Source organism: Pantoea sp. BS_8 (assembly GCF_041954965.1).
GTDB classification, from domain to species: Bacteria; Pseudomonadota; Gammaproteobacteria; order Enterobacterales; family Enterobacteriaceae; genus Pantoea; species Pantoea stewartii.
In genome coordinates this window covers 150,390-173,332 of record NZ_JAVAXU010000004.1, presented here as the reverse complement: position 1 = coordinate 173,332, position 22,943 = coordinate 150,390, and the positions used below count along the sequence as shown (strand labels likewise).

Annotated in this window: 18 protein-coding genes; 11 read left to right on the top strand and 7 right to left on the bottom strand. The window is 53.0% G+C overall.

Features of this window, described 5'->3' with window-relative positions:
• Window positions 1-27 precede the first annotated feature (27 nt).
• The 10 genes from ileS (at window position 28) to folA (ending at window position 14,368) form a co-directional block, all read left to right on the top strand.
• Window positions 28-2,847 carry an isoleucine--tRNA ligase gene (gene ileS / locus RAC65_RS11145; protein ID WP_375096702.1) on the top strand — a complete coding sequence of 940 codons (2,820 nt, stop codon included), beginning with the start codon at window positions 28-30 and terminating at the stop codon, window positions 2,845-2,847.
• Window positions 2,847-3,350, top strand: coding sequence for a signal peptidase II (gene lspA / locus RAC65_RS11140; RefSeq protein WP_006117636.1), 504 nt, complete (start codon window positions 2,847-2,849; stop codon window positions 3,348-3,350). The genes ileS and lspA overlap by 1 nt, the downstream gene beginning before the upstream one ends.
• A gap of 3 nt (window positions 3,351-3,353) precedes the next feature.
• A complete protein-coding gene (gene fkpB, locus RAC65_RS11135; RefSeq protein ID WP_033740226.1) occupies window positions 3,354-3,824 on the top strand; it encodes an FKBP-type peptidyl-prolyl cis-trans isomerase in 471 nt (156 codons plus the stop codon).
• Window positions 3,805-4,755, top strand: a complete 951-nt coding sequence (gene ispH / locus RAC65_RS11130; RefSeq protein WP_039338773.1) for a 4-hydroxy-3-methylbut-2-enyl diphosphate reductase — start codon at window positions 3,805-3,807, stop codon at window positions 4,753-4,755. The genes fkpB and ispH overlap by 20 nt, the downstream gene beginning before the upstream one ends.
• Window positions 4,756-4,967: 212 nt before the next feature.
• Window positions 4,968-5,783, top strand: coding sequence for a 4-hydroxy-tetrahydrodipicolinate reductase (gene dapB, locus RAC65_RS11125; RefSeq protein ID WP_185199924.1), 816 nt, complete (start codon window positions 4,968-4,970; stop codon window positions 5,781-5,783).
• 469 nt (window positions 5,784-6,252) lie between these two features.
• Window positions 6,253-7,401, top strand: coding sequence for a glutamine-hydrolyzing carbamoyl-phosphate synthase small subunit (carA, locus tag RAC65_RS11120; RefSeq protein ID WP_006117640.1), 1,149 nt, complete (start codon window positions 6,253-6,255; stop codon window positions 7,399-7,401).
• Window positions 7,402-7,414: 13 nt separating this feature from the next.
• On the top strand, window positions 7,415-10,645 hold the full coding sequence (gene carB / locus RAC65_RS11115) for a carbamoyl-phosphate synthase large subunit (protein WP_006117641.1): 3,231 nt from the start codon (window positions 7,415-7,417) through the stop codon (window positions 10,643-10,645).
• Window positions 10,646-11,319: 674 nt separating this feature from the next.
• Window positions 11,320-12,219, top strand: a complete 900-nt coding sequence (locus tag RAC65_RS11110; RefSeq protein WP_324029079.1) for a transcriptional regulator — start codon at window positions 11,320-11,322, stop codon at window positions 12,217-12,219.
• A gap of 295 nt (window positions 12,220-12,514) precedes the next feature.
• Complete coding sequence (locus RAC65_RS11105; RefSeq protein ID WP_033740230.1) at window positions 12,515-13,654, top strand: porin; 1,140 nt, start codon at window positions 12,515-12,517, stop codon at window positions 13,652-13,654.
• A gap of 231 nt (window positions 13,655-13,885) precedes the next feature.
• Window positions 13,886-14,368, top strand: a complete 483-nt coding sequence (folA, locus tag RAC65_RS11100) for a type 3 dihydrofolate reductase (RefSeq protein ID WP_375096701.1) — start codon at window positions 13,886-13,888, stop codon at window positions 14,366-14,368.
• Between the two features lie 40 nt (window positions 14,369-14,408).
• On the opposite strand, the gene apaH is transcribed toward folA, so the two are convergent.
• Genes apaH through lptD form a run of 6 tightly spaced genes read right to left on the bottom strand, consistent with a single transcriptional unit; the run spans window position 14,409 to window position 21,236 of the window.
• Window positions 14,409-15,281 carry a bis(5'-nucleosyl)-tetraphosphatase (symmetrical) ApaH gene (apaH, locus tag RAC65_RS11095; RefSeq protein ID WP_324029077.1) on the bottom strand — a complete coding sequence of 291 codons (873 nt, stop codon included), beginning with the start codon at window positions 15,279-15,281 and terminating at the stop codon, window positions 14,409-14,411.
• A 55-nt stretch (window positions 15,282-15,336) separates the two neighbouring features.
• Window positions 15,337-15,714: a Co2+/Mg2+ efflux protein ApaG gene (apaG, locus tag RAC65_RS11090; protein ID WP_006117645.1), complete on the bottom strand. Its 378-nt coding sequence runs from the start codon at window positions 15,712-15,714 to the stop codon at window positions 15,337-15,339.
• A gap of 3 nt (window positions 15,715-15,717) precedes the next feature.
• Entirely contained in the window at window positions 15,718-16,539 is an 822-nt protein-coding gene (rsmA, locus tag RAC65_RS11085) for a 16S rRNA (adenine(1518)-N(6)/adenine(1519)-N(6))-dimethyltransferase RsmA (protein WP_033740232.1), read from the bottom strand.
• A complete protein-coding gene (pdxA, locus tag RAC65_RS11080; RefSeq protein ID WP_054634510.1) occupies window positions 16,532-17,524 on the bottom strand; it encodes a 4-hydroxythreonine-4-phosphate dehydrogenase PdxA in 993 nt (330 codons plus the stop codon). Before pdxA ends, rsmA begins: the two co-directional genes overlap by 8 nt.
• The gene (gene surA / locus RAC65_RS11075; RefSeq protein ID WP_054634509.1) at window positions 17,514-18,809 is read right to left on the bottom strand and encodes a peptidylprolyl isomerase SurA; all 1,296 of its coding nucleotides are present in this window, start codon (window positions 18,807-18,809) and stop codon (window positions 17,514-17,516) included. Before surA ends, pdxA begins: the two co-directional genes overlap by 11 nt.
• A 54-nt stretch (window positions 18,810-18,863) precedes the next feature.
• Entirely contained in the window at window positions 18,864-21,236 is a 2,373-nt protein-coding gene (lptD, locus tag RAC65_RS11070) for an LPS assembly protein LptD (protein WP_054688462.1), read from the bottom strand.
• Between the two features lie 182 nt (window positions 21,237-21,418).
• On the opposite strand from lptD, the gene djlA reads away from it, so the two are divergent.
• Window positions 21,419-22,231 (top strand): co-chaperone DjlA, encoded by an 813-nt coding sequence (djlA, locus tag RAC65_RS11065; protein WP_006117650.1) that lies wholly within the window; start codon window positions 21,419-21,421, stop codon window positions 22,229-22,231.
• Window positions 22,232-22,286: 55 nt separating this feature from the next.
• On the opposite strand, the gene rluA is transcribed toward djlA, so the two are convergent.
• Window positions 22,287-22,940, bottom strand: a complete 654-nt coding sequence (rluA, locus tag RAC65_RS11060) for a bifunctional tRNA pseudouridine(32) synthase/23S rRNA pseudouridine(746) synthase RluA (protein WP_006117651.1) — start codon at window positions 22,938-22,940, stop codon at window positions 22,287-22,289.
• Between the last annotated feature and the right edge of the window lie 3 nt (window positions 22,941-22,943).

Genomic DNA, 22,943 nt, shown 5'->3' with positions numbered 1-22,943 from the left:
TGAGCAAAAAACGGAATCGAGAATCTGATGAGTGACTATAAATCTACCCTGAATTTGCCGGAAACGGGGTTCCCCATGCGTGGCGATCTGGCCAAACGCGAACCGGGAATGCTGCAGCGTTGGTATGATGACAATCTTTACGGCATCATCCGCGAAGCCAAAAAAGGGAAAAAAACCTTTATCCTGCATGATGGCCCTCCTTATGCGAACGGCAGCATTCATATTGGTCACTCTGTTAACAAGATTCTGAAAGACATTATCGTCAAGTCGAAAGGCATGGCGGGCTTCGATTCACCGTATGTGCCGGGCTGGGACTGTCACGGTTTGCCTATCGAGCACAAAGTTGAGCAGATGATCGGTAAGCCGGGCGAGAAAGTCACCGCCGCCGAATTCCGCGAAGCCTGCCGTAAATACGCGGCCGAACAGGTTGAAGGACAGAAAGCCGACTTCATTCGTTTGGGCGTGCTGGGCGACTGGGATCGTCCTTACCTGACGATGGATTTCACGACCGAAGCGAATATCATTCGTGCGCTGGGCAAAATCATCGGTAATGGCCACCTGCACAAAGGCGCCAAGCCGGTGCACTGGTGCATGGATTGCCGCTCTGCGCTGGCGGAAGCGGAAGTTGAGTATTATGACAAAACGTCGCCCTCCATCGATGTCATGTTTAATGCCGTGGATGCTGATGCCGTGCGTGCGGCATTTGGAGTAACGGCCTCAGAAGGCCCCGTTTCGCTGGTCATCTGGACAACCACGCCGTGGACCATGCCTGCTAACCGCGGCATCTCTCTGCACCCCGAATTTGACTATCAGCTGTTGCAGATTGAGGGCCGCAGCCTAATCCTGGCGAAGGATCTGGTTGAGAGCGTCATGAAACGCGCGGGCGTCAGCCACTGGACTGTGCTGGGCACCTGCCAGGGCGCAGCACTGGAGCTTCAACTGTTCCAGCACCCTTTCCTGGCGCAGATCCAGTCGAAGGTGGTCCTGGGCGATCACGTGACGCTGGATGCCGGTACCGGTGCGGTTCACACAGCACCGGGTCACGGTCCGGATGACTATGTGATCGGTCAGAAATACGGTCTGGAAACGGCGAATCCGGTTGGGCCTGATGGCGCCTACCTGCCCGGTACCTATCCCGGGCTTGACGGCATTAACGTCTTTAAAGCTAACGAGTTGATCGTTGAACTGCTGAAAGAGAAGGGCGCGTTGCTGCATGTTGAAAAACTGCTGCACAGCTACCCGCACTGCTGGCGCCATAAAACCCCGATCATCTTCCGTGCTACCCCGCAGTGGTTTATCAGCATGGATCAGAAAGGCCTGCGCGCGCAGTCCCTGAAAGAGATTAAAGGCGTTCAGTGGATCCCGGACTGGGGCCAGGCGCGTATTGAATCCATGGTCGCCAACCGTCCTGACTGGTGTATTTCCCGTCAGCGTACCTGGGGCGTCCCAATGGCGCTGTTCGTCCATAAAGAGACCGAAGAACTGCACCCGGACACCCTGTCGTTGATGGAAAAAGTGGCGCAGCGCGTTGAGCAGGACGGTATTCAGGCATGGTGGGATCTCGATCCCCGCGATCTGATGGGCGATGATGCCGACAACTATGTGAAGGTGCCGGATACGCTGGACGTCTGGTTCGATTCAGGATCGACCAGCTATTCCGTCGTGGATGCGCGCCCGGAATTTGGCGGTAATACGCCGGATATGTATCTGGAAGGATCGGATCAGCACCGTGGCTGGTTTATGTCCTCGCTCATGATCTCGACAGCGATGAAAGGCAAAGCGCCTTATCGTCAGGTGCTGACGCATGGCTTTACCGTTGATGGTCAGGGCCGCAAGATGTCCAAATCCATTGGTAATACCGTTGCGCCGCAGGATGTGATGGATAAGCTCGGGGCAGACATTCTGCGCCTGTGGGTTGCTTCGACCGATTACTCGGGCGAAATGGCCGTTTCTGACGAAATCCTGAAGCGCTCTGCCGATGCCTATCGTCGTATCCGTAACACGGCGCGTTTCCTGTTAGCGAACCTGAGCGGCTTTAATCCGGCCACCGATCTGGTTAAACCGGAAGAGATGGTGGTGGTCGATCGCTGGGCGGTAGGACGTGCGCAGGCGGCGCAGGCGGATATCGTGGCTTCCTACGAGCACTACGATTTTCACGAAGTGATTCAGCGCCTGATGCAGTTCTGCTCCATTGAGATGGGCTCCTTCTATCTGGATATCATCAAAGACCGTCAGTACACCGCGAAAGGTGACAGCCTGGCGCGCCGTAGCTGTCAGTCTGCGCTGTGGCACATTGTGGAAGCGCTGGTGCGCTGGATGGCGCCGATCATGTCTTTCACAGCTGATGAGATCTGGGGCTATTTGCCGGGCGAGCGCGCGAAGTATGTGTTCACTGAAGAGTGGTACACCGGCCTGTTTGGTCTGCCTGAAAACGAAGCGCTGAACGATGCGTACTGGGCTGAACTGCTTAAAGTGCGCGGTGAAGTGAACAAGGTGATTGAGCAGGCACGTAGCGATAAACGCATTGGTGGCGCGCTGGAAGCCTCTGTCACGCTGTATGCTGATGCCGAGCTGGCGGCGAAGCTGAAGGCGCTGGGTAATGAGCTGCGCTTTGTGCTGCTGACCTCCGGTGCTGAGGTTGCCGACTACGCTCAGGCTGACGCTGATGCGCAGCAAAGTGAACTGGTAAAAGGTCTGAAAATCGGCCTGCACAAAGCCGAAGGCGAGAAATGTCCGCGCTGCTGGCACTACACTACTGACGTCGGTCAGAACCCTGAGCACGCTGCGGTGTGCGGTCGCTGTTACACTAACGTAGCCGGAAACGGTGAAGAGCGTAAGTTTGCCTGATGAGTAGACCTGTTTTCTCCACCGGATTGCGCTGGCTGTGGCTGGTGCTGGTTGTTATCGTTGTTGATTTTGTCAGCAAGCAGTGGGTAATGAACAACATGATGCTGCATGAAACGCAGCCGCTGATGCCGTTCCTTAACCTGTTTTACGCGCACAATTACGGCGCGGCGTTCAGTTTCCTCGCGGATAAAGGCGGCTGGCAGCGCTGGTTCTTCGCCGGTATTGCGCTGGCGATTGTGGTGTCGCTGCTGGTGATGATGTATCGCAACAGCGCCCAACAGAAGATCGCCAACAGTGCTTATGCGCTCATTATCGGCGGCGCTGTCGGTAATCTGTTTGATCGTGCGTATCATGGCTTCGTGGTGGATTTTATCGATTTCTATATCGGTAACTGGCACTTTGCTACATTTAATATCGCTGACTGCGGCATCTGTATCGGTGCGGCGTTGGTGGTGCTGGAAGGGTTTTTTAATCCGTCCAGCAAGCAGGTTAAAAAAGGGTAAACCATGACTGAGTCTGTACAGCGCGACAGCGCGGTGTTGTTGCATTTCGTTCTGAAGCTGGAAGATGGCTCAGTGGCGGAATCCACCCGCGCCAGCGGTAAACCTGCGCTGTTTCGTCTGGGTGACGGTAGCTTGTCCGGCGCGCTGGAACAGGCACTGCTGGGCTTAAAAGCCGGGGATAAACATCAGTTCTCACTGGCACCGGAAGAGGCGTTTGGCGGTGTCAGTCCTGATCTGATCCAGTACTTTTCGCGTCGCGACTTTAATGAAGCGGGCGAGCCTGAGATTGGGGCTATTATGCTGTTTACCGGCATGGGCGGCAGTGAAATGCCGGGCGTGATTCGCGAAATCAATGGTGATTCGATCACCGTTGATTTTAACCATCCGCTGGCAGGCCATCGCGTTCAGTTTGACATTGAGGTGCTGGAAATCGATCCGGTACTGGAGGCGAACCATGCAAATTCTGCTGGCTAATCCACGTGGTTTTTGTGCTGGCGTCGATCGCGCCATCAGCATTGTTGAAAACGCACTGACGCTGTTTGGTGCGCCGGTCTATGTGCGTCATGAAGTGGTACATAACCGCTACGTGGTGGACAGCCTGCGCCAGCGCGGCGCAATTTTTATTGAGCAAATCAGCGAAGTGCCGGATGGTGCTATCCTGATTTTCTCTGCCCATGGCGTTTCTCAGGCGGTACGTAACGAAGCGAAAAGCCGTGATCTCACGGTCTTTGATGCGACCTGCCCCCTGGTGACCAAGGTGCACATGGAAGTCGCGCGCGCCAGCCGCCGGGGCGAAGAGTCGGTGCTGATTGGTCACGCCGGGCACCCGGAAGTCGAAGGCACCATGGGGCAGTACAATAACCCCAAGGGTGGCATGTATCTGGTGGAGTCCCCGGATGACGTCTGGAAACTGGACGTTAAAGATCATGACCGGCTGTCTTTCATGACGCAAACCACGCTGTCGGTCGATGATACCTCTGAAGTGATTGATGCGTTGCGTGCCCGTTTCCCGAAAATTGTCGGCCCACGTAAAGATGATATCTGCTATGCCACGACAAACCGGCAGGAAGCGGTAAGGGCACTCGCTGAAGAGGCGGATGTCGTGCTGGTAGTCGGATCTAAAAACTCGTCAAACTCTAACCGTCTGGCCGAACTGGCGCAGCGCATGGGTAAAGCGGCTTATCTGATCGACGATGCAGAGGATATCCAGCCCGAATGGATCGCCACGGCCCGCTGTGTTGGCGTCACCGCGGGTGCATCGGCACCGGATATTCTGGTGCAGAATGTCATCAGCCGTCTGCAGGCGTTAGGTGGCGGCGAAGCCAGAGTCCTGGAAGGGCGGGAAGAAAATATCGTGTTTGAAGTCCCCAAAGAGTTGCGGGTTGATGTCCGCAACGTGCAGTGACAACAAACCTGTAGTAGCAAAAAGGCCGACTCTGTTCGGCCTTTTTGCTATCCGCCGCCCGGCCAACGACGAGGTGAAATTGCTTTTACTGATAATCGCCTTCGCCTGGCATAAAAATTCTTATTATCCCCGAGAAAAAGTGGCGCAGTTGTTATCTCATGGTTAACCTGATTGCGCTTGCATGCATAGTTTTGTTTTAGGAATGAATAAATATGAAGAATATCCGCATTGCCATCGTGGGTGCGCCGGGACGCATGGGCCGTAACCTGATTCAGGCAGTCGTTCACGCCAACGGCGTGGATCTGGGCGCGGCACTGGCACGTCCGGGCTCGTCATTAATCGGCACCGATGCTGGTGAACTGGCGGGCGTGGGCAAACTGGACGTTCCCGTTGTCGATGATCTGCGTGCTGTGATGGATGATTTTGACGTCTTAATCGATTTCACCCGTCCCGAAGGGACGCTGGCCTACCTGGCACTGTGCCGTGAACACCGCAAGGCAATGATTATTGGTACGACCGGATTTGACGAAGCCGGTAAGGCGGCGATTCGTGATGCGGCAACAGAGACGGGGATTGTCTTTGCGGCGAACTTCAGCGTTGGCGTCAATCTGGTTCTGAAGCTGCTGGAGAAAGCCGCTACCGTGATGGGCGATTATGCGGATATTGAGATTATCGAAGCGCATCATCGTCACAAAGTGGACGCTCCTTCAGGAACGGCGCTGGCCATGGGGGAAGCCATTGCCGACGCCATGGACTGGAAACTGGCTGATCATGCCGTTTACAGTCGCGAAGGGCACACCGGCGAACGTAAGGCTCAAACCATTGGTTTTGCAACAGTGCGAGCCGGTGACATTGTCGGCGAACACACGGCCATGTTTGCAGACGAGGGAGAGCGTGTAGAGATTACTCATAAGGCGTCAAGCCGTATGACGTTTGCTAATGGCGCGGTTAAAGCGGCATTATGGGTAAGTGCGAAGAAAAAAGGGCTTTATGATATGCGTGATGTCCTTGATTTAGCCAGTTTGTAATGGGTTTTACCTGTGTGATGTGGTGATTTCAATCGCTAATTCATTGATTGAAAAAGGGCAATAATATTATTGCCCTTAATTTTGTAAAAAAATAAGCCTCTTGTTTATTTTTTCTGTATAAATGCTCATAAACTTATTTCTTCTCTCTTCATCTTAACGGTAAACCTGTTAATTTTGACCATTTGGTCAAAATTCATAGCCTTCTCAGGCAGAATAATGCTTCTCCACGATGAGCAAACGATTATTCGATGATGTTTGTCCCTGTTTTTGTCCCTTATCCTCTTTTTTTCCGCTCTGAGCCTGAAAAGATGTTAAAAAAGTGGCTTCAGGGTGGACAAGTAGCAGAGCGATCATTAGAATGCGCGCAATTTGCCAAAAATTGACCACTCAGGCCGTTTTTGCATTGATTCAGATCATCATTATGAATTAATATGCAGATATTGTGACTGTTTATTCCCTGGAGGATGTTTTGATTAAGTCAGCGCTCTTGGTTCTGGAAGACGGAACCCAATTCCACGGTCGGGCCATCGGGGCTACAGGGTCGGCAGTGGGGGAAGTCGTTTTCAATACGTCAATGACTGGTTATCAAGAAATCCTCACTGATCCTTCCTATTCTCGTCAAATCGTTACTCTCACTTATCCCCATATCGGCAACGTTGGTGCCAACCCCGCCGATGAAGAATCCAGTCAGATTCACGCTCAGGGGCTTGTCATTCGCGACCTGCCACTTATTGCCAGCAACTACCGCAGCGAAGAGAGCCTGTCAGCCTATCTGCAGCGCAATAACATTGTTGCTATTGCCGATATTGATACACGTAAGCTGACACGTCTGCTGCGCGAGAAAGGCGCACAGAATGGCTGCATTATCGCGGGCGACAATCCGGATGCCGCTCTGGCCTTACAGAAAGCGCAGGCGTTTCCGGGGTTGAAAGGGATGGATCTGGCGAAGGAAGTGACAACGGCAGAAACCTATACCTGGCTGCAGGGGAGCTGGACGCTGGAAGGGGATTTACCTGCGCAGACGTCAGCAGAAGCGCTGCCCTACCATGTTGTGGCTTACGATTATGGTGCTAAGCGCAATATTCTGCGCATGCTGGTCGACCGCGGCTGCCGTCTGACGGTTGTCCCGGCTAAAACGCCCGCCGAAACCGTTCTGGCGATGAATCCGGATGGCATCTTCCTGTCAAACGGTCCGGGTGATCCGGAGCCCTGCGATTACGCCATTGAGGCGATTGAAGCCTTTCTGAAAACCGACATTCCGGTGTTTGGCATTTGCCTTGGCCACCAGTTGCTGGCACTGGCCAGCGGCGCAAAAACCGTAAAAATGAAGCTGGGTCACCACGGTGGTAACCACCCGGTGAAAGATCTCGATAACAATCGCGTCATGATTACGGCACAGAACCACGGCTTTGCGGTGGATGAAACCCATCTGCCCGCCAATCTGCGGGTAACGCATATTTCGCTGTTTGATAAAACCGTGCAGGGTATCCATCGCACCGACAAGCCTGCGTTCAGCTTCCAGGGCCATCCTGAAGCCAGTCCGGGGCCGGGTGATGCCGCACCGTTATTTGACCACTTTATCGAGTTGATTGACGCATTCCGTTCGAAAGCAAAGTAATCAGGAGCTAATCATGCCAAAACGTACAGATATAAAATCCATCCTGATTCTTGGTGCCGGTCCGATTGTGATCGGTCAGGCCTGCGAATTCGACTATTCCGGTGCCCAGGCCTGTAAAGCCCTGCGCGAAGAGGGTTACCGCGTCATTCTGGTGAACTCGAACCCGGCGACCATTATGACCGACCCGGAAATGGCCGATGCAACCTACATCGAGCCGATTCACTGGGAAGTGGTACGTAAGATTATTGAGAAAGAGCGCCCGGATGCGGTGTTGCCAACCATGGGCGGCCAGACGGCGCTGAACTGTGCGCTGGAGCTGGAACGTCAGGGCGTTCTTGACGAGTTTGGCGTAACCATGATCGGTGCCACGGCCGATGCGATCGATAAAGCGGAAGACCGCCGCCGCTTCGACGTGGCGATGAAAAGCATTGGTCTGGATACGGCGCGCTCCGGTATCGCACATACGATGGAAGAAGCGCTGGCGGTGGCTGCCGATGTCGGCTTCCCCTGCATTATTCGTCCGTCGTTCACTATGGGCGGCACCGGTGGCGGTATCGCGTATAACCGCGAAGAGTTTGAAGAGATCTGCGAACGCGGACTCGATCTTTCGCCTACCAACGAGCTGTTAATCGACGAATCGCTGATTGGCTGGAAAGAGTATGAGATGGAAGTTGTGCGTGACAAAAACGACAACTGCATCATTGTCTGCTCTATCGAAAACTTTGACGCCATGGGCATTCACACCGGTGACTCCATTACGGTGGCGCCCGCACAGACGCTGACCGACAAAGAGTACCAGATCATGCGTAACGCCTCGCTGGCGGTACTGCGTGAGATCGGCGTGGAAACCGGTGGCTCCAACGTCCAGTTCGCGGTGAACCCGAAAAATGGCCGTCTGATCGTCATCGAGATGAACCCGCGTGTGTCACGCTCTTCAGCGCTGGCATCGAAGGCCACCGGATTCCCGATTGCCAAAGTGGCCGCGAAACTGGCGGTAGGCTTTACGCTGGATGAACTGATGAACGATATCACTGGGGGACGCACACCAGCCTCGTTCGAGCCGTCTATCGATTATGTCGTGACAAAAATTCCTCGCTTCAACTTTGAAAAATTTGCCGGTGCGAATGACCGTCTGACCACCCAGATGAAATCGGTGGGTGAAGTCATGGCGATTGGCCGTACTTTCCAGGAGTCGGTGCAGAAAGCACTGCGTGGTCTGGAAGTGGGAGCTAATGGTTTTGACCCGAAAGTGCATCTGGATGATGCGGAAGCGTTGACCCGCATTCGTCGTGAGCTGAAAGATGCCGGTTCGGATCGTATCTGGTACATCGCGGACGCGTTCCGTGCAGGCATGTCGGTCGATGGCGTATTTAATCTTACCAATATTGATCGCTGGTTCCTGGTGCAGATTGAAGAGCTGGTTCGCCTGGAAGAGCAGGTAGCGCGTGAAGGCATCAATGGCCTTAACGCGGATTTCCTGCGCGCGCTGAAGCGCAAAGGTTTTGCCGACGCACGTCTGGCAGCCCTGGCGGGCGTCGCGGAAGGCGAGATTCGTAAACTGCGTCAGCAGCATCATCTTCACCCAGTCTATAAGCGCGTGGATACCTGTGCGGCGGAATTTGCAACAGACACCGCTTATATGTACTCCACCTATGAAGAAGAGTGCGAAGCTCATCCTAATCAGGATCGCGACAAGATTATGGTGCTGGGTGGCGGACCAAACCGTATTGGTCAGGGCATTGAGTTTGACTACTGCTGTGTCCACGCAGCACTGGCGCTGCGTGAAGATGGCTATGAAACCATCATGGTCAACTGTAACCCGGAAACCGTGTCCACCGATTACGACACTTCTGACCGCCTCTACTTTGAACCTGTCACGCTGGAAGACGTGCTGGAAATCGTGCGCATCGAAAAACCGAAAGGCGTTATCGTGCAGTACGGTGGACAAACGCCACTGAAACTGGCTCGCGCGCTGGAAGCGGCAGGTGTGCCGGTCATTGGCACCAGCCCGGATGCCATCGATCGCGCAGAAGACCGTGAACGTTTTCAGCAGGCGGTTGACCGTCTGAGTCTGAAGCAGCCAGCTAACGCCACCGTTACCACGCTGGAGCAGGCGGTTGAAAAAGCGGCGGGCATTGGTTATCCGCTGGTGGTCCGCCCGTCTTATGTCCTGGGCGGACGCGCCATGGAAATTGTCTACGACGAAATCGACCTGAAACGCTATTTCCAGACGGCGGTGTCAGTGTCCAACGATGCGCCGGTCTTGCTGGATCGCTTTCTGGATGATGCCGTCGAAGTCGATGTGGATGCTATCTGCGACGGTGAGCGCGTGCTGATCGGCGGTATAATGGAACATATCGAGCAGGCTGGCGTTCACTCGGGTGACTCGGCCTGTTCTCTGCCGGCCTACACTTTGAGTCAGGATATTCAGAATGTCATGCGTCAGCAGGTTGAAAAACTGGCGTTTGAGCTGAATGTGCGTGGCCTGATGAACGTACAGTTTGCGGTCAAAGACAACGAAGTTTACCTGATTGAAGTTAACCCGCGTGCGGCGCGTACCGTCCCGTTCGTGTCAAAAGCAACCGGCGTTCCGCTGGCAAAAGTGGCAGCCCGCGTAATGGCAGGCAAAACGCTGGCGGAGCAGGGCGTCACCAAAGAGGTGATTCCACCTTACTACTCTGTCAAAGAAGTGGTGCTGCCGTTTAACAAATTCCAAGGCGTTGATCCAATTCTGGGACCTGAAATGCGTTCAACCGGGGAAGTCATGGGCGTGGGCCGTACCTTTGCCGAGGCGTTTGCCAAGGCGATGCTGGGTGCGCAAAGCAACATGAAGAAAACCGGACGTGCGCTGCTGTCCGTTCGTGAAGGCGACAAGAAACGTATCGTTGATCTCGCGGCGAAGTTGCAGAAGTTTGGTTTTGAACTGGATGCGACGCACGGTACGGCTGTGGTACTGGGCGAGGCCGGTATTAACCCGCGCCTGGTGAATAAGGTTCACGAAGGCCGCCCGCACATTCAGGACCGCCTGAAAAACGGTGAGTACGCCTATATCGTAAATACCACAGCAGGTCGTCAGGCGATTGAAGACTCCAAGCTGATTCGTCGCAGCGCACTGCAATATAAGGTGCATTACGACACGACGCTGAACGGTGGCTTCGCAACGGCAATGGCGCTAAATGCCGATCCAACCGAAAAAGTCATTTCGGTGCAGGAGATGCATGCGCAAATCCTTGCGCATAAATAGCGCAGACTGAGCGCTCAGGCCCCTGTCTGGAGCATCTGCCATAAGCAGAGCGCTTCTGGCAGGGGCTTTTTTTGCAGTACGTCCAGTTCACATCGCATGTGTTTACACGATGTGCCTGTAAAGCTGATGCAGAGAGTGTTGTATTGCAACAGCCTGACCAGCGTGCCTTTTCTGTCTTACGCCACCATTCGCACCCCGTCTAAATGCGGCTGTGGCTCTCGGCCATGCGTCATCACTGGCCAGGGCCGCCCCACAGCCCGCAGGTTTAAACGGCGCTGTAATATTCCAGATATGCTCTGAATCAGATGAAAAGTTTATTCTATAAAAAATAAGAATGCTGTGTTGCCAATGGATCATCCGTTTAAAAAAGATTAATTATAAGTTAATTTGTTTTTCATATTTAATTGGTTTTATCTAGCTATTCATCAAATTGTTTATTTTTCTCGTTACTCTTGTTTTTAATATTACTCGTCAGGTTTCGCCCTGTTATTTTAAACCATTGCCAAAAAATCAACGAAATCTAAACGGGAGGCCATTATTATATAAAGTCGCGAATAACAAACTGTTCTGTTGTTGTGCTTAACTTTACAATGCGGAATTGGTTAAGGCCATGCTGTTCCGGAGTGCCGACAGGTACTGTAAACCTTTTTCGCTAATATAAGTGCGTATTTACCATGTTGATCCCCAGGTTTTTCAGATGGGAGCAGTGCTCTTTTAACGACTATAAAAAAGCGTGTGATGATTTTGGGTACAACTGTGAGTCAGCGCCGGAATTTATCGCTTTCCGGATGCGCCATCAGCAGCCTTTCACGTTTTATGCCTATAAGGTGAAAGGGGCTATGGTAGGGAGCGTTTGCGTTGAAAAAGGCTGGCTCGCCAACGATGGTAAAAACCCTCAGCGTTCGCTTCCTGCGCTACTGACCCCATCAACATCCGTTTATATACCCTTTTGTCGCGACACCAAAACAAAGGTCCTTTTGCCCTTTCGTTGTAAGTCGTTGCATCATCTGCACGGTAATACGTTTCTTAATGCGTCTTATCGTTTGTTGAGCAAGAATAAAGCAGCATTGACGAAAAATCCTGCTGTCGACTTCTCACGAAAAACTGTCTCAACCCGCGAACGCGAATTAAGAAAATTCCTCGCTGATGGCGGAAGTTTGCTTAATGTAAATCATCTTGAGGGTGAGCATATTTTTGAGGTTTTCGAAGCGTTATATCGCGCGAGACGGGAGCAGCCAATTGCTGAAAGAGACATCAATAAAGCCTTTTTCCGTGAGTTCCAGCACTGCTTCAAAGGGCATATGATGTTCCTGAACAATGAGCCAATCGGGCTGCAATTACTGGTCTCTGTAAATAGCCAGGTTGGCATGTTTGTGGACTTTATCAATATTGGCTACCGGATGGACAGCAATGCGGGCGCAGTGGGGACGATGCTGATGTGGAAGAATCTTACCTCTTTGCATCAGGAGGCGTCTGATAAACAGGTTCCTCTCTATTATTCCTATGGTTCGATGTCAGGAGAGTACAAAAACAGATGGTGCCATGCTGTGCCTAATGGACGCGTCATTATCTGAAGTCAGTGCGTTGTGAGAACGCGTCTTATCTTCAATAACAGTTACCAGGCGGGCCTGTTTCTCTTACCGTTTTTCAGGAAATGACTGAGGCAAAAAAGCCGCACGATGTCTGATACGATTCCGGCAAAAGAGAGAGGTGGGTAAACAATTTAAGAAATTTGATTTAATTATTATCAAATCATGCCTGATTCGCTTTTTCGCACGAATTTATAATACAAAGTACTACCAACTCATGCATGGCCAATGTAATATCCTGCCCGCTCATGAAGAGAGCGTAAACAGGATATTTATAACAATGAAAGCGCGTAATTTTGCACTGAGTGCAGTGGCTGCACTGTTGGCTCTGGTCACGTTTTCCAGCCAGGCTGAAATCACTCTTCTTAAACAAGACCCACAAGCAGGCGATCCCCTTAGCCGTCTCGATTTCAAATTTGGTGGCAGCATTCGCCCCCAGTTTAATCATCAAACCGGCGTCAACGATAAATCTTACAAGCGTAATGGCTTTGACGGCGGATCCCGTTTCCGTTTCAGCGCCGACTACTACCTGTTCGATGATATTAGCTGGACCAGCTACTATGAACTGGGCGTTAACATTCCGGCCGTGTTCAACTGGGATAATCACTACGCTGAAGGTGCGCACGAGACTACTCGCCGCCAGCTTTATACCGGCCTGAAAAGTAAAACCTGGGGCCAGTTAACCTTTGGTCAGCAGAACAGCGTTTATTACGATGTTGTGGGTGCCAAGACGGATATCTGGGATTACGACATGCTGGCCCAGGCACCGGGCAACGGCATTAACGGTGATTACGATGGTTCCTACCGTTCTCGTAAGCAGCTGAAATACAAAAACAGTTATGGGGCGGTCGATCTTTACGCCTCTTACCTGTTTAGCGATAACGAGTATCTGCCGGGCAACGGGCTGCGCTATAAGCGCCAGGGCGGTGGCTCGCTGGGTGTGAATTACAATATTACGCCTACCCTGGCATGGGGTACGGCCTGGAACTACACCCGCGCCAGCATGCGTAATCCTGCTACTGGCAACAGTAAAGATTACGACCAAAACATTTTTGGAACAGCATTGAGCTGGACGCCAGGTAACTGGACCCTGTCAGCAGGGGGTGGCTGGTACCAAAACTTCCTGACCACCAAACAGCGCAACGTGAATAACTATTTTGCGGATGATGCCTGGGGCATCGAATATTACGCCGGATATAAAATCCCGGTGGCGCAATATGGTGTCAAAGCCGTTCAGCCTTATGTCATGGGTGACCGTTTAGAATATGCGAATGGCCGTAACTACCAGCGCATCGACAATGGTCTGGGCGTAACGCTGTTCCTTGACTATGGTTTCCGTGTGGATTACGAACATGTCTTCACGTCCAGCACGGATAATCAGGGCGACATGAATCTGGTTCGCTTCCGCTACGATTTCTGATAATCCCAACGGCTCCGTCTGGAGCCGTTTTATTCTCTGTGTTTATCACGCACTCACGTCATTATCTGGCGATTTAAGGGTTATAACCGCGATTTTTGCGGAGTAAAACCCTGTACAAACTCTGAAAGGCGGTGTCTATGCCGCTTTATTTAAGAAGCCCGTTCCTGCTATCGACGAAGGTTTAACCTTTACGTATCATGGCGCCTGTTTTTTTTCAGCGAGCTTTTTAACATGATTAGTCTTATCGCGGCATTAGCAGCAGATCGCATTATTGGAATGGAAAACGCCATGCCGTGGGACCTGCCTGCAGATCTGGCGTGGTTTAAGCGCAACACACTGAAAAAGCCCGTCATTATGGGCAGGCTGACTTTTGAATCGATCGGCCGGCCTTTACCGGGCCGGTTGAATATTGTGGTCAGCAGTAAACCCGGTCACGCAGAAGGCGTTACCTGGGTAACGTCGCTGGATGACGCAGTAAATGCTGCGGGCGAAGCTGAAGAGATCATGGTCATTGGCGGCGGCCGCATTTATGAACAGATGTTAGCCCGCGCTGACCGCCTTTATCTGACGCATATTGATGCTGAAGTAGAAGGGGATACCCAGTTCCCGGACTACGAACCGGATGAATGGCATTCTACCTTTAGCGAATTCTATGACGCTGACGAGCAGAATTCGCACAGCTACTGCTTCGAGATCCTCGAACGACGTCGTTAATGGAGATCGAAAAACGCCTTGTTGTTGGGACAAGGCGTTTTTATGGCGGTGGATCAGCTGGCTGAGACTGTTGGGGTGACAGATCGTCTGGTACAGAAAGCTGGCGGTTGGAAGGCTGAACATAATAACGCTGCGTTTCCCAATGCAGCAGGGTCAGATTCCCACCCCAGCAGCAACCGGTATCCAGACCGATAATGCCCTCTGGTGTCCCTTTGCCTTCCAGTGATGCCCAGTGCCCAAACACAATGGTGTGATCGCGGGCAACGGGCCCTTCAATCGTAAACCAGGGTTTAAGCGGTGGCGGCGCTGATTCAGGCGCATCCTTACAAATCATATCGAGCTGTCCGTTTGGGAAGCAAAAACGCATACGGGTCAGCGCGTTAGTAGAGAAACGTAGCCGCGCCAGGCCGGACAGGGATTCGCTCCAGTTATTCGGCATGTCGCCATACATGGCATCAAGGAACAGCGGATAGCTGTCACTGGCCAGGACGGCTTCGACTTCACGCGCGCAGCGTTGCGCCGTCTCCAGATCCCACTGCGGCGTAATGCCCGCATGGCCCATCACCAGCTTCTTTTCTTCATCAACCTGCAGCAGAGGCTGCCGACGTAGCCAGTTGATCAATTCATCTGCGTCTTCCGCTTCCAGCAGTGGCGTCAGGCGATCTTTAGGTTTATTGCGGCTGATGCCGGCATAAACGGCCAGCAAATGCAGATCGTGATTGCCCAGAACCAGGCGAACGCTGTCTCCCAGCGATTTGACATAGCGTAGTACCTCCAGCGAGCCGGGCCCACGTGCGACCAGATCACCTGTCAGCCACAAGGTATCCTGACCAGGATCATAGTTCACCTGGTTTAGCAGAGCACGTAATTCATCATAACAACCATGAACGTCGCCAATCAGGTAAGTATTCATTGTGAATTATCCAACTAAAAACAGTCGCCCGTTAGTCGGGCGAAAGGCATCAGGTTCAGTGAATATGGCTTTCAACAGCCAGGCGGAAAACGGGGATGTCGACGTGAAACGTATCGCCTTGCTCATCCACCATCACATAGTGGCCCTGCATCGTGCCCATAGGCGTTTCAAGCACCGCGCCACTGGTATATTGGTATTCACTACCGGACGCAATGTGTGGTTGTTCACCGATTACGCCTTCACCCTGAACTTCTGTTTCACGTCCATTGCCGTTGGTGATCAACCAGTAGCGCCCGAGCAGTTGCACAGAGGAGCGGCCTAAATTGCGGATCGTAACGGTATAAGCAAAAACATAACGCTCTTCTTCCGGTGAGGATTGCGAGGCGACATAAAGGCTTTGGACGTGGATCGATACGCGGGCCGGTTCACTCATAGGTTACTCCTGCGGTTTATCCAGATGGTCTGCCAACCAGTTTGCTAACTGACAATATTGCGCAACCGACACGTTTTCTGCACGCAGGCCCGTATCGATCGACAAGTCTTCCAGCGCACCCGCAGTCACCATATGGCTCAGGCTGTTACGCAGCGTTTTACGACGTTGGCCGAACGCTTCCGTGGTAATACGGCTTAAAATACGCACGTCTTTTACCGGATGCGGTGGCGTCATAAAAGGCACCAAACGTACTACCGCTGAATCCACCTTAGGAGGCGGCGTAAAAGCGTGCGGTGGCACTTCCAGCACCGGGATGACCTGGCAGTAATACTGTGCCATGACGCTCAGGCGACCATATGCTTTGCTGCCCGGACCGGCCACCAGGCGATTAACCACTTCTTTCTGCAGCATGAAGTGCATATCTTTAATCGAACCAGTATAGCTGAACAGATGAAACATCAGCGGGGTCGAAATGTTGTAGGGCAGATTACCAAAGACGCGTAGCGGCTGGCCTTTCTCTTTAGCCAGCGCGGCAAAATCAAAGGTCATGGCATCCTGCTGATAAATCGTCAGCTTAGGACCTAAAAACGGATGTGTCTGCAGGCGGGCTGCCAGATCGCGGTCAAGCTCCACAACCGTTAAGCTGTCGAGACGTTCGCCGACCGGTTCTGTCAGGGCACCGAGGCCCGGCCCAATCTCGACTAACGCTTCGTCGCGTTGCGGATGAATGGCGGAGACAATGCTGTCGATAATGTATTGATCGTTCAGGAAGTTCTGCCCGAAACGTTTACGGGCGTAGTGCCCCTGATGGACGCGATTATTCATTACTGCTCTTGATCATAGTGATGGCGAGATTAAGCGCCGTGATAAAGCTGCCCGCGTCAGCCTGACCCAGCCCGGCTAGTTCAAGCGCGGTGCCGTGATCGACTGAGGTACGGATAAACGGCAGGCCGAGGGTAATATTTACCGCGCGACCAAATCCCTGAAATTTGAGAACCGGTAAGCCCTGATCGTGATACATCGCCAGCACCGCATCGGCATGTTGCAGATATTTGGGCTGGAAAAGTGTGTCCGCAGGCAATGGGCCAGTCAGCTGAATACCCTGCTGGCGGAGTTCATTCAGGGCCGGGATAATCGTGTCTATCTCTTCCCGACCCATGTGGCCGCCTTCACCCGCATGAGGATTCAGCCCACAAACAAAAATATGCGGCTGGGCGATCGCGAATTTCTCTTTGAGATCCTGATGCAGGATCGTGATCACTTCATGCAGGCAATCCCGGGTGACGGCGTCAGCGACCGCTTTTAACGGCAGGTGCGTGGTCGCAAGCGCGACGCGTAACTGCTCTGTTGCCAGCATCATGACCACGCGGTGCGCGCCTGCACGTTCGGCAAAGAATTCGGTATGGCCTGTAAACGGTATCCCCGCGTCATTGATCACGCCCTTATGCACAGGGCCGGTAATCAATGCAGCAAACTCACCGGACAAGCAGCCGTCGCAGGCGCGAGCCAGCGTTTCCAGTACATAGTGACCGTTGTCGACACAAAGCGTACCGGGTGTGACGGGCTGCGGGAGTTCAACGGGAAGGACGGTGAGTGTACCGGCCTGCTGGGGCACTGGAGGCTCGGCAGAATCGTAAAGACGAAGGGTCAGAGGCAAACCCAGCAATGCGGCGCGCTGCAGCAAGAGCTGGGGAGACGCACAAACGACCAGCTCAACAGGCCAGGCCTGTTGAGCCAGTTGCACAGCCAGATCGGGACCAATCCCGGCGGGTTCGCCGGGCGTAATCACCACACGACAATCACTGCGCATTGTTATCCAGAATTTTCACGTAAGCCCCTGCACGCTGCTCCTGCATCCAGGTCTGCGCTTCTTCCGCGAACTTGCGGTTGAACAGCATGCGGTAAGCACGCTCTTTCTGGGCTGCATCCGTTTTATCAACCTGACGCGTGTCCAGCAACTGAATCAAATGCCAGCCGAAAGAGGAATGAACGGGCTGGCTAATTTCCCCTTTTTTCAGGCGTAGCAGCGCATCGCGGAACGCCGGGTCAAAGACTTCAGGCGAGGTCCATCCCAGATCGCCGCCCTGGTTAGCCGAGCCCGGATCGTCAGAGAATTGTTTTGCGGCGGCCGCAAAAGTGGTTTTACCGCTGCGGATATCGGCGGCAATTTGTTCCAGCTTCGCGCGGGCCTGATCGTCAGTCATGATCGGTGACGGCTTCAGCAGAATATGGCGTGCATGCACCTCGGTGACAGAGATGTTTTTGCTTTCGCCACGCAAATCGTTCACTTTCAGAATATGGAAGCCCACACCGGAACGAATCGGACCAACGATATCGCCTTTTTTTGCCGTGGCCAGAGCCTGAGCAAACAGCGTCGGCAGCTCTTCAATTTTTGACCAGCCCATATTGCCGCCTTTCAGGGCCTGGGAGTCAGCGGAGTAGGTAACGGCCAGTTTGCCGAAATCAGCACCGCCCTTCAGTTCGCTCACCAGCTGTTTTGCCAGTTTTTCCTGGTCGTCAACCTGCTGTTGTGTCGGGTTTTCAGGCAGCGGCAGAAGAATGGTACTGATATTCATCTCAGTCCCTTGAGTATTCTGCGCACCCACCTGTTTTGCCAGCGTATCCACTTCCTGCGGCAGGATGGTGACGCGACGGCGGACTTCGTTATTACGGACTTCAGAGATCAGCATCTCTTTACGAATCTGCGACCGATACGTGTTGTAGTCCATACCGTCATAGGCCAGACGACTGCGCAGCTGATCGAGGGTCATGTGGTTTTGTGCGGCAATATTCTGAATGGCCTGATCCAGCTGCTGATCGCTGATTTGCAAACCGGCTTTATCGCCTAACTGCAGAATGATCGCGTCCATAATCTCACGCTCAAGGATCTGATGGCGTAAGGTTTTATCGTCCGGTAGCTGCTGGCCGGCCTGTTTCGCCTGAGATTTAACGGTGTTCATCATGCTGTCCACGTCACTCTCAAGGACCACGCCGTTATTAACCACAGCTGCAACTTTATCAACCACTTGTGGTGCTGCGAACACGGTGTTGGCACTGATCGCCACACCAAGAATCAGCATTCTCCAGTTCTTCATACTTTATCCATTATTGGTTCCGCACTGCGGGATTGCCTGTCAAACATCACAACATCAGAATGCACGCTGGTAAGGGATGATCCCCTGACTCAGCATCTGGCCAGTGCCCAGGCCATAATTCGAGCTCAGGCCACGTAACTCAATGTTGAATGAGATTTGGTTGTCGTACTTACTGTCGTTGTTTTCCCAACCGTTGATTTTACGTTCATATCCCAGACGAATCGCGTAGCAACACGAGCTGTACTGCAGGCCAACCAGCTGTGATGCCGGGCGATTATTGCGCGTATCGTAGTAATACGCGCCAACCACCGACCAGGCATCATGAATTGGCCAACTTGCCGTGGTGCCAACCTGTGAAATCCCGTTTTTATAAATCGGGTTATTCACCAGTGAGCTGTCGTTAAGCGCAGAAGCAACATACTCCGGGCTGCTGTAACGGTAGCTCAACTGCACCATACGGTCAGCATCACGACGGTATTCCAGCACGGTATTGCCCTGCGCCACGTTATTCAGGCGGGTATCGTATTGCAGCCCGCCACGCACGCCCCAGCGTTCGCTGATCTTCCAGTACGTATCCCCGGCCCAAAGAAGACTGCCGGTATCGTCATCTTTATTGGTCTGGTTAACGCCTGTACGCGAAGGCGTGAACGAATAGATTTGACCCACAGAAACGTTAAAACGTTCAACCAGATCATTATCATAAATTCGTGTAGTCACACCGGTCGCGACCTGGTTCGCTGAGGCGATGCGATCCAGACCGCTGTAAGAGCGATCGCGGAACAGGCCGGTGTAGTCCGTTTGCAGCAGCGTGGAGTCGTAAGGATAGATGTCGCTCTGGTCCCGATACGGGATATACAGGTACTGAACCCTTGGCTCCAGCGTTTGGGTGTAACCCTGTGCCCAGTCCATATCACGATCAAATACCATGCGCCCATCAACTTTAAACTGCGGTAATGTGCGGTTGACGGAGTCTTTCAGGACACCGCTGGTAGTGCTGGTGGGGGCAAAGTTAGCGTTGTAGTAATCAACATCTTTTTGCTGATAGTGCGTGGCCAGAAATTTGGCTTCAGTATCCAGGCTGGCCCAGCTGTTTGATAACGGCAGATCGAGCGTAGGTTCAACATGTAAACGCGTGGTTTCAGGGAACTTGCTGTTTACATTGACAAATTTCACAGCCTGAGCATAGACCCGCGTGTCGAACGGACCGACATCGTTCTGGTACCAGTTCAGGTCAAGTTGCGGGAAGGCACGATAGACATTGCTGTTACTGGTATTACCAAAAATCTGGAAATCTTTGGTCGACAGGGTTGCGTCCCAGTTAGTATCCGCATAACCGACGCTGAATTTCTGTGAGGCATAGCCGTCGGTGGACGTGTAATAGGGTGACGTCAAATCGTTGAAATAGAATGGATCGCTGACTTTGGTATAGTCGGCGTTAAAGCGCCAGTGCTGGTCATATACACCGGCATGACGCCAGTAAAACAACCAGCGATCAGAACTGTCGTTCTGCGCGATTTGACGTAACGCTTTATCATTGTCGTACTGCTTATCCGACGCCAGATAGTCAAATTCGACCAGGCCTGCGCCCGCTTCTGTGAGGTAACGGAATTCGTTCTGCAATTGCAGACCACGTTTACTCATATAGTGCGGCGTAATGGTGGCATCGGCCTGAGGCGCGATGTTCCAGTAGTAAGGCAGAATAAACTCGAAACCGTTACTGCTGCCGTATTTGGCATTAGGGATCAGGAAGCCTGAGCGGCGCCGATCGCCCAGCGGCAACTGCAGATACGGGCTGTAAAACACCGGAACCGGGCCAAGCTTAAAGCGCGCGTTCCAGATCTCTGCCACTTCTTCCTGGCGATCCTGAATGATTTCGGACCCCGCCACGCTCCAGCTGTTACTGCCGGGCAGACAGGACGTGAAGGTGCCGTTTTCCATGATGGTGTAACGGTTTTGTCCACGCAGCTTCATTTGATCGCCTGTACCCCGCCCCTGGCGGCCGACCATCTGATAATCACCGTCCCAGACGTTAGTATCTTTGGTGTTAAGATTCGACCAGGCTTTCGGACCTTTCAGGATGACCTGATTATCGTCGTAGTGCACATTACCTAGCGCATCGACGGTCCGGACGGGCGTCGTCTGACCTTCTGGCTGGCGTTGGTGAAGTTGCACTTCATCAGCCAGCATGCGGCTGTTGCCCTGGCTGACGTCTACATCACCTTTGAAAATGGCATCATCAGGATAGTTGCCTTTCACGGAATCCGAGTGAATAGTAACGGGCAACTGATTGGGATCGCCATTGACCAGAGGGCGATTATAACTCGGCACGCCTAACATACACTGCGACATTAAATCGTCGGCGAAGGCTTGCTGGCTAATGGCTGCGCCGATCAGGGTGGCCAGCAGAGTAGGTATACGTTTTTTCATACGCGGTATCGAGAATTCCATGAAAACTGGCATCATGCCGACAATCGGGTCAGAGACTAACGCACTGCCTGGCGTTGCGCCAGTGTTAATCCTTTTCTGTCCGCGCTGCCGTTAGGCGCTGAGATAAATGACAGGTATGATAATGCAATTTTCAGCCGTAAGCATGGCGAATTGAGGAGTTTATGCGCTACTGGGGAAAAGTTATAGGTCTGGTGCTGGGATTATTGTCTGGCGCGGGCTTTTGGGGAATTGTAATCGGCCTGATCATTGGGCATGGATTTGACAAGGTTCGCGGCGCACAAAGCAAGGCGTACTTTTCAAACACCCAGACCCGACAGTCACTGTTTTTCAGCACCACGTTTCAGGTGATGGGGCATTTAACCAAATCGAAAGGGCGCGTAACGGAAGCGGACATCCAGATTGCGTCTCTGTTTATGGACCGCATGCAGCTTCACGGTGAGGCGCGTACTGCCGCACAACGTGCTTTTCGTGAGGGCAAACAGGGCGAATATCCGTTGCGGACCAAACTGCGCGAATTACGCAGTGCCTGCTTTGGTCGTTTTGACCTGATTCGGATGTTTCTGGAAATTCAGATTCAGGCTGCGTTTGCCGACGGCACACTGCATCCCAACGAACGTCAGGTCCTGTACGTTATTGGTGAAGAGTTGGGCATTTCACACAGCCAGTTCGATCAGTTTCTGCGCATGATGGAAGGCGGCCAGCAGTTTGGCGGCGGCCGCAGTTATTCTCAAGGCGGTTTCCAGCAGGCACAACGCGGTCCTACGCTGGACGATGCCTGTAATGTGCTGGGCGTGAAAAGCAGTGATGATGCCACTACCATCAAGCGAGCCTATCGCAAACTGATGAGTGAGCACCATCCCGATAAGCTGGTGGCAAAAGGGTTACCGCCAGAAATGATGGAAATGGCCAAACAGAAAGCGCAGGACATTCAGTCGGCTTACGATCTGATTCGCAAAGAAAAAGGCTTTAAGTAAGCGGCGTGCGCCCCGGTGATTCATCCGCGGGGCGCGCGAGTCATAAACGGGCCGGTCAGAAATCGGCGGGCTGCTTGAAGGTCATCGCACTGCCAAACGCAGGATGCGTGATGGTCAGCGATTCGGCATGCAGCAGAAGCCGGCTTGCCATTGCCCTGGCTTCCGGGTGAGCATAAAACCCGTCCCCAAGTATCGGATGGCCCAGCGCCAGCATATGCACGCGCAACTGGTGCGAACGGCCGGTAATGGGCTTCAACGTGACGCGTGCGCTGTTATCGTCCCGATATTCCACCACCTGATACTCGGTTTGTGCCGACTTACCCGTCTCAAAACACACTTTCTGTTTTGGCCGGTTGGGCCAGTCACAAATCAAGGGCAAATCCACCAGGCCTTTTTCCTCTGCCGGATGTCCCCAGACCTGAGCGACATAGGTTTTGGCGGGTTCGCGCTCGCGAAACTGACGTTTTAGTTCACGCTCAGCGGCTTTCGTCAGTGCGACGACAATCACGCCGCTGGTGGCCATATCCAGCCGATGCACCGATTCGGCTTCAGGATAATCCCGCTGGATCCGCGTCATCACGCTGTCTTTGTGCGCCTCAAGTCGACCCGGCACGGAAAGCAGGCCGCTGGGCTTATTCACCACCATGATGTGCGCATCCTGATAGAGAATGTGCAGCCAGGGCTCAAGCGGCGGATTATAGGGTTCCATACA

Excerpts from the sequence above, each read along its gene's own strand:
- ileS (WP_375096702.1), top strand. The coding sequence starts at position 28 with ATGAGTGACTATAAATCTACCCTGAATTTGCCGGAAACGGGGTTCCCC.
- lspA (WP_006117636.1), top strand. The coding sequence starts at position 2,847 with ATGAGTAGACCTGTTTTCTCCACCGGATTGCGCTGGCTGTGGCTGGTG.
- fkpB (WP_033740226.1), top strand. The coding sequence starts at position 3,354 with ATGACTGAGTCTGTACAGCGCGACAGCGCGGTGTTGTTGCATTTCGTT.
- ispH (WP_039338773.1), top strand. The coding sequence starts at position 3,805 with ATGCAAATTCTGCTGGCTAATCCACGTGGTTTTTGTGCTGGCGTCGAT.
- dapB (WP_185199924.1), top strand. The coding sequence starts at position 4,968 with ATGAAGAATATCCGCATTGCCATCGTGGGTGCGCCGGGACGCATGGGC.
- carB (WP_006117641.1), top strand. The coding sequence starts at position 7,415 with ATGCCAAAACGTACAGATATAAAATCCATCCTGATTCTTGGTGCCGGT.
- RAC65_RS11110 (WP_324029079.1), top strand. The coding sequence starts at position 11,320 with ATGTTGATCCCCAGGTTTTTCAGATGGGAGCAGTGCTCTTTTAACGAC.
- RAC65_RS11105 (WP_033740230.1), top strand. The coding sequence starts at position 12,515 with ATGAAAGCGCGTAATTTTGCACTGAGTGCAGTGGCTGCACTGTTGGCT.
- folA (WP_375096701.1), top strand. The coding sequence starts at position 13,886 with ATGATTAGTCTTATCGCGGCATTAGCAGCAGATCGCATTATTGGAATG.
- apaH (WP_324029077.1), bottom strand. The coding sequence starts at position 15,281 with ATGAATACTTACCTGATTGGCGACGTTCATGGTTGTTATGATGAATTA.
- apaG (WP_006117645.1), bottom strand. The coding sequence starts at position 15,714 with ATGAGTGAACCGGCCCGCGTATCGATCCACGTCCAAAGCCTTTATGTC.
- rsmA (WP_033740232.1), bottom strand. The coding sequence starts at position 16,539 with ATGAATAATCGCGTCCATCAGGGGCACTACGCCCGTAAACGTTTCGGG.
- pdxA (WP_054634510.1), bottom strand. The coding sequence starts at position 17,524 with ATGCGCAGTGATTGTCGTGTGGTGATTACGCCCGGCGAACCCGCCGGG.
- surA (WP_054634509.1), bottom strand. The coding sequence starts at position 18,809 with ATGAAGAACTGGAGAATGCTGATTCTTGGTGTGGCGATCAGTGCCAAC.
- lptD (WP_054688462.1), bottom strand. The coding sequence starts at position 21,236 with ATGAAAAAACGTATACCTACTCTGCTGGCCACCCTGATCGGCGCAGCC.
- djlA (WP_006117650.1), top strand. The coding sequence starts at position 21,419 with ATGCGCTACTGGGGAAAAGTTATAGGTCTGGTGCTGGGATTATTGTCT.
- rluA (WP_006117651.1), bottom strand. The coding sequence starts at position 22,940 with ATGGAACCCTATAATCCGCCGCTTGAGCCCTGGCTGCACATTCTCTAT.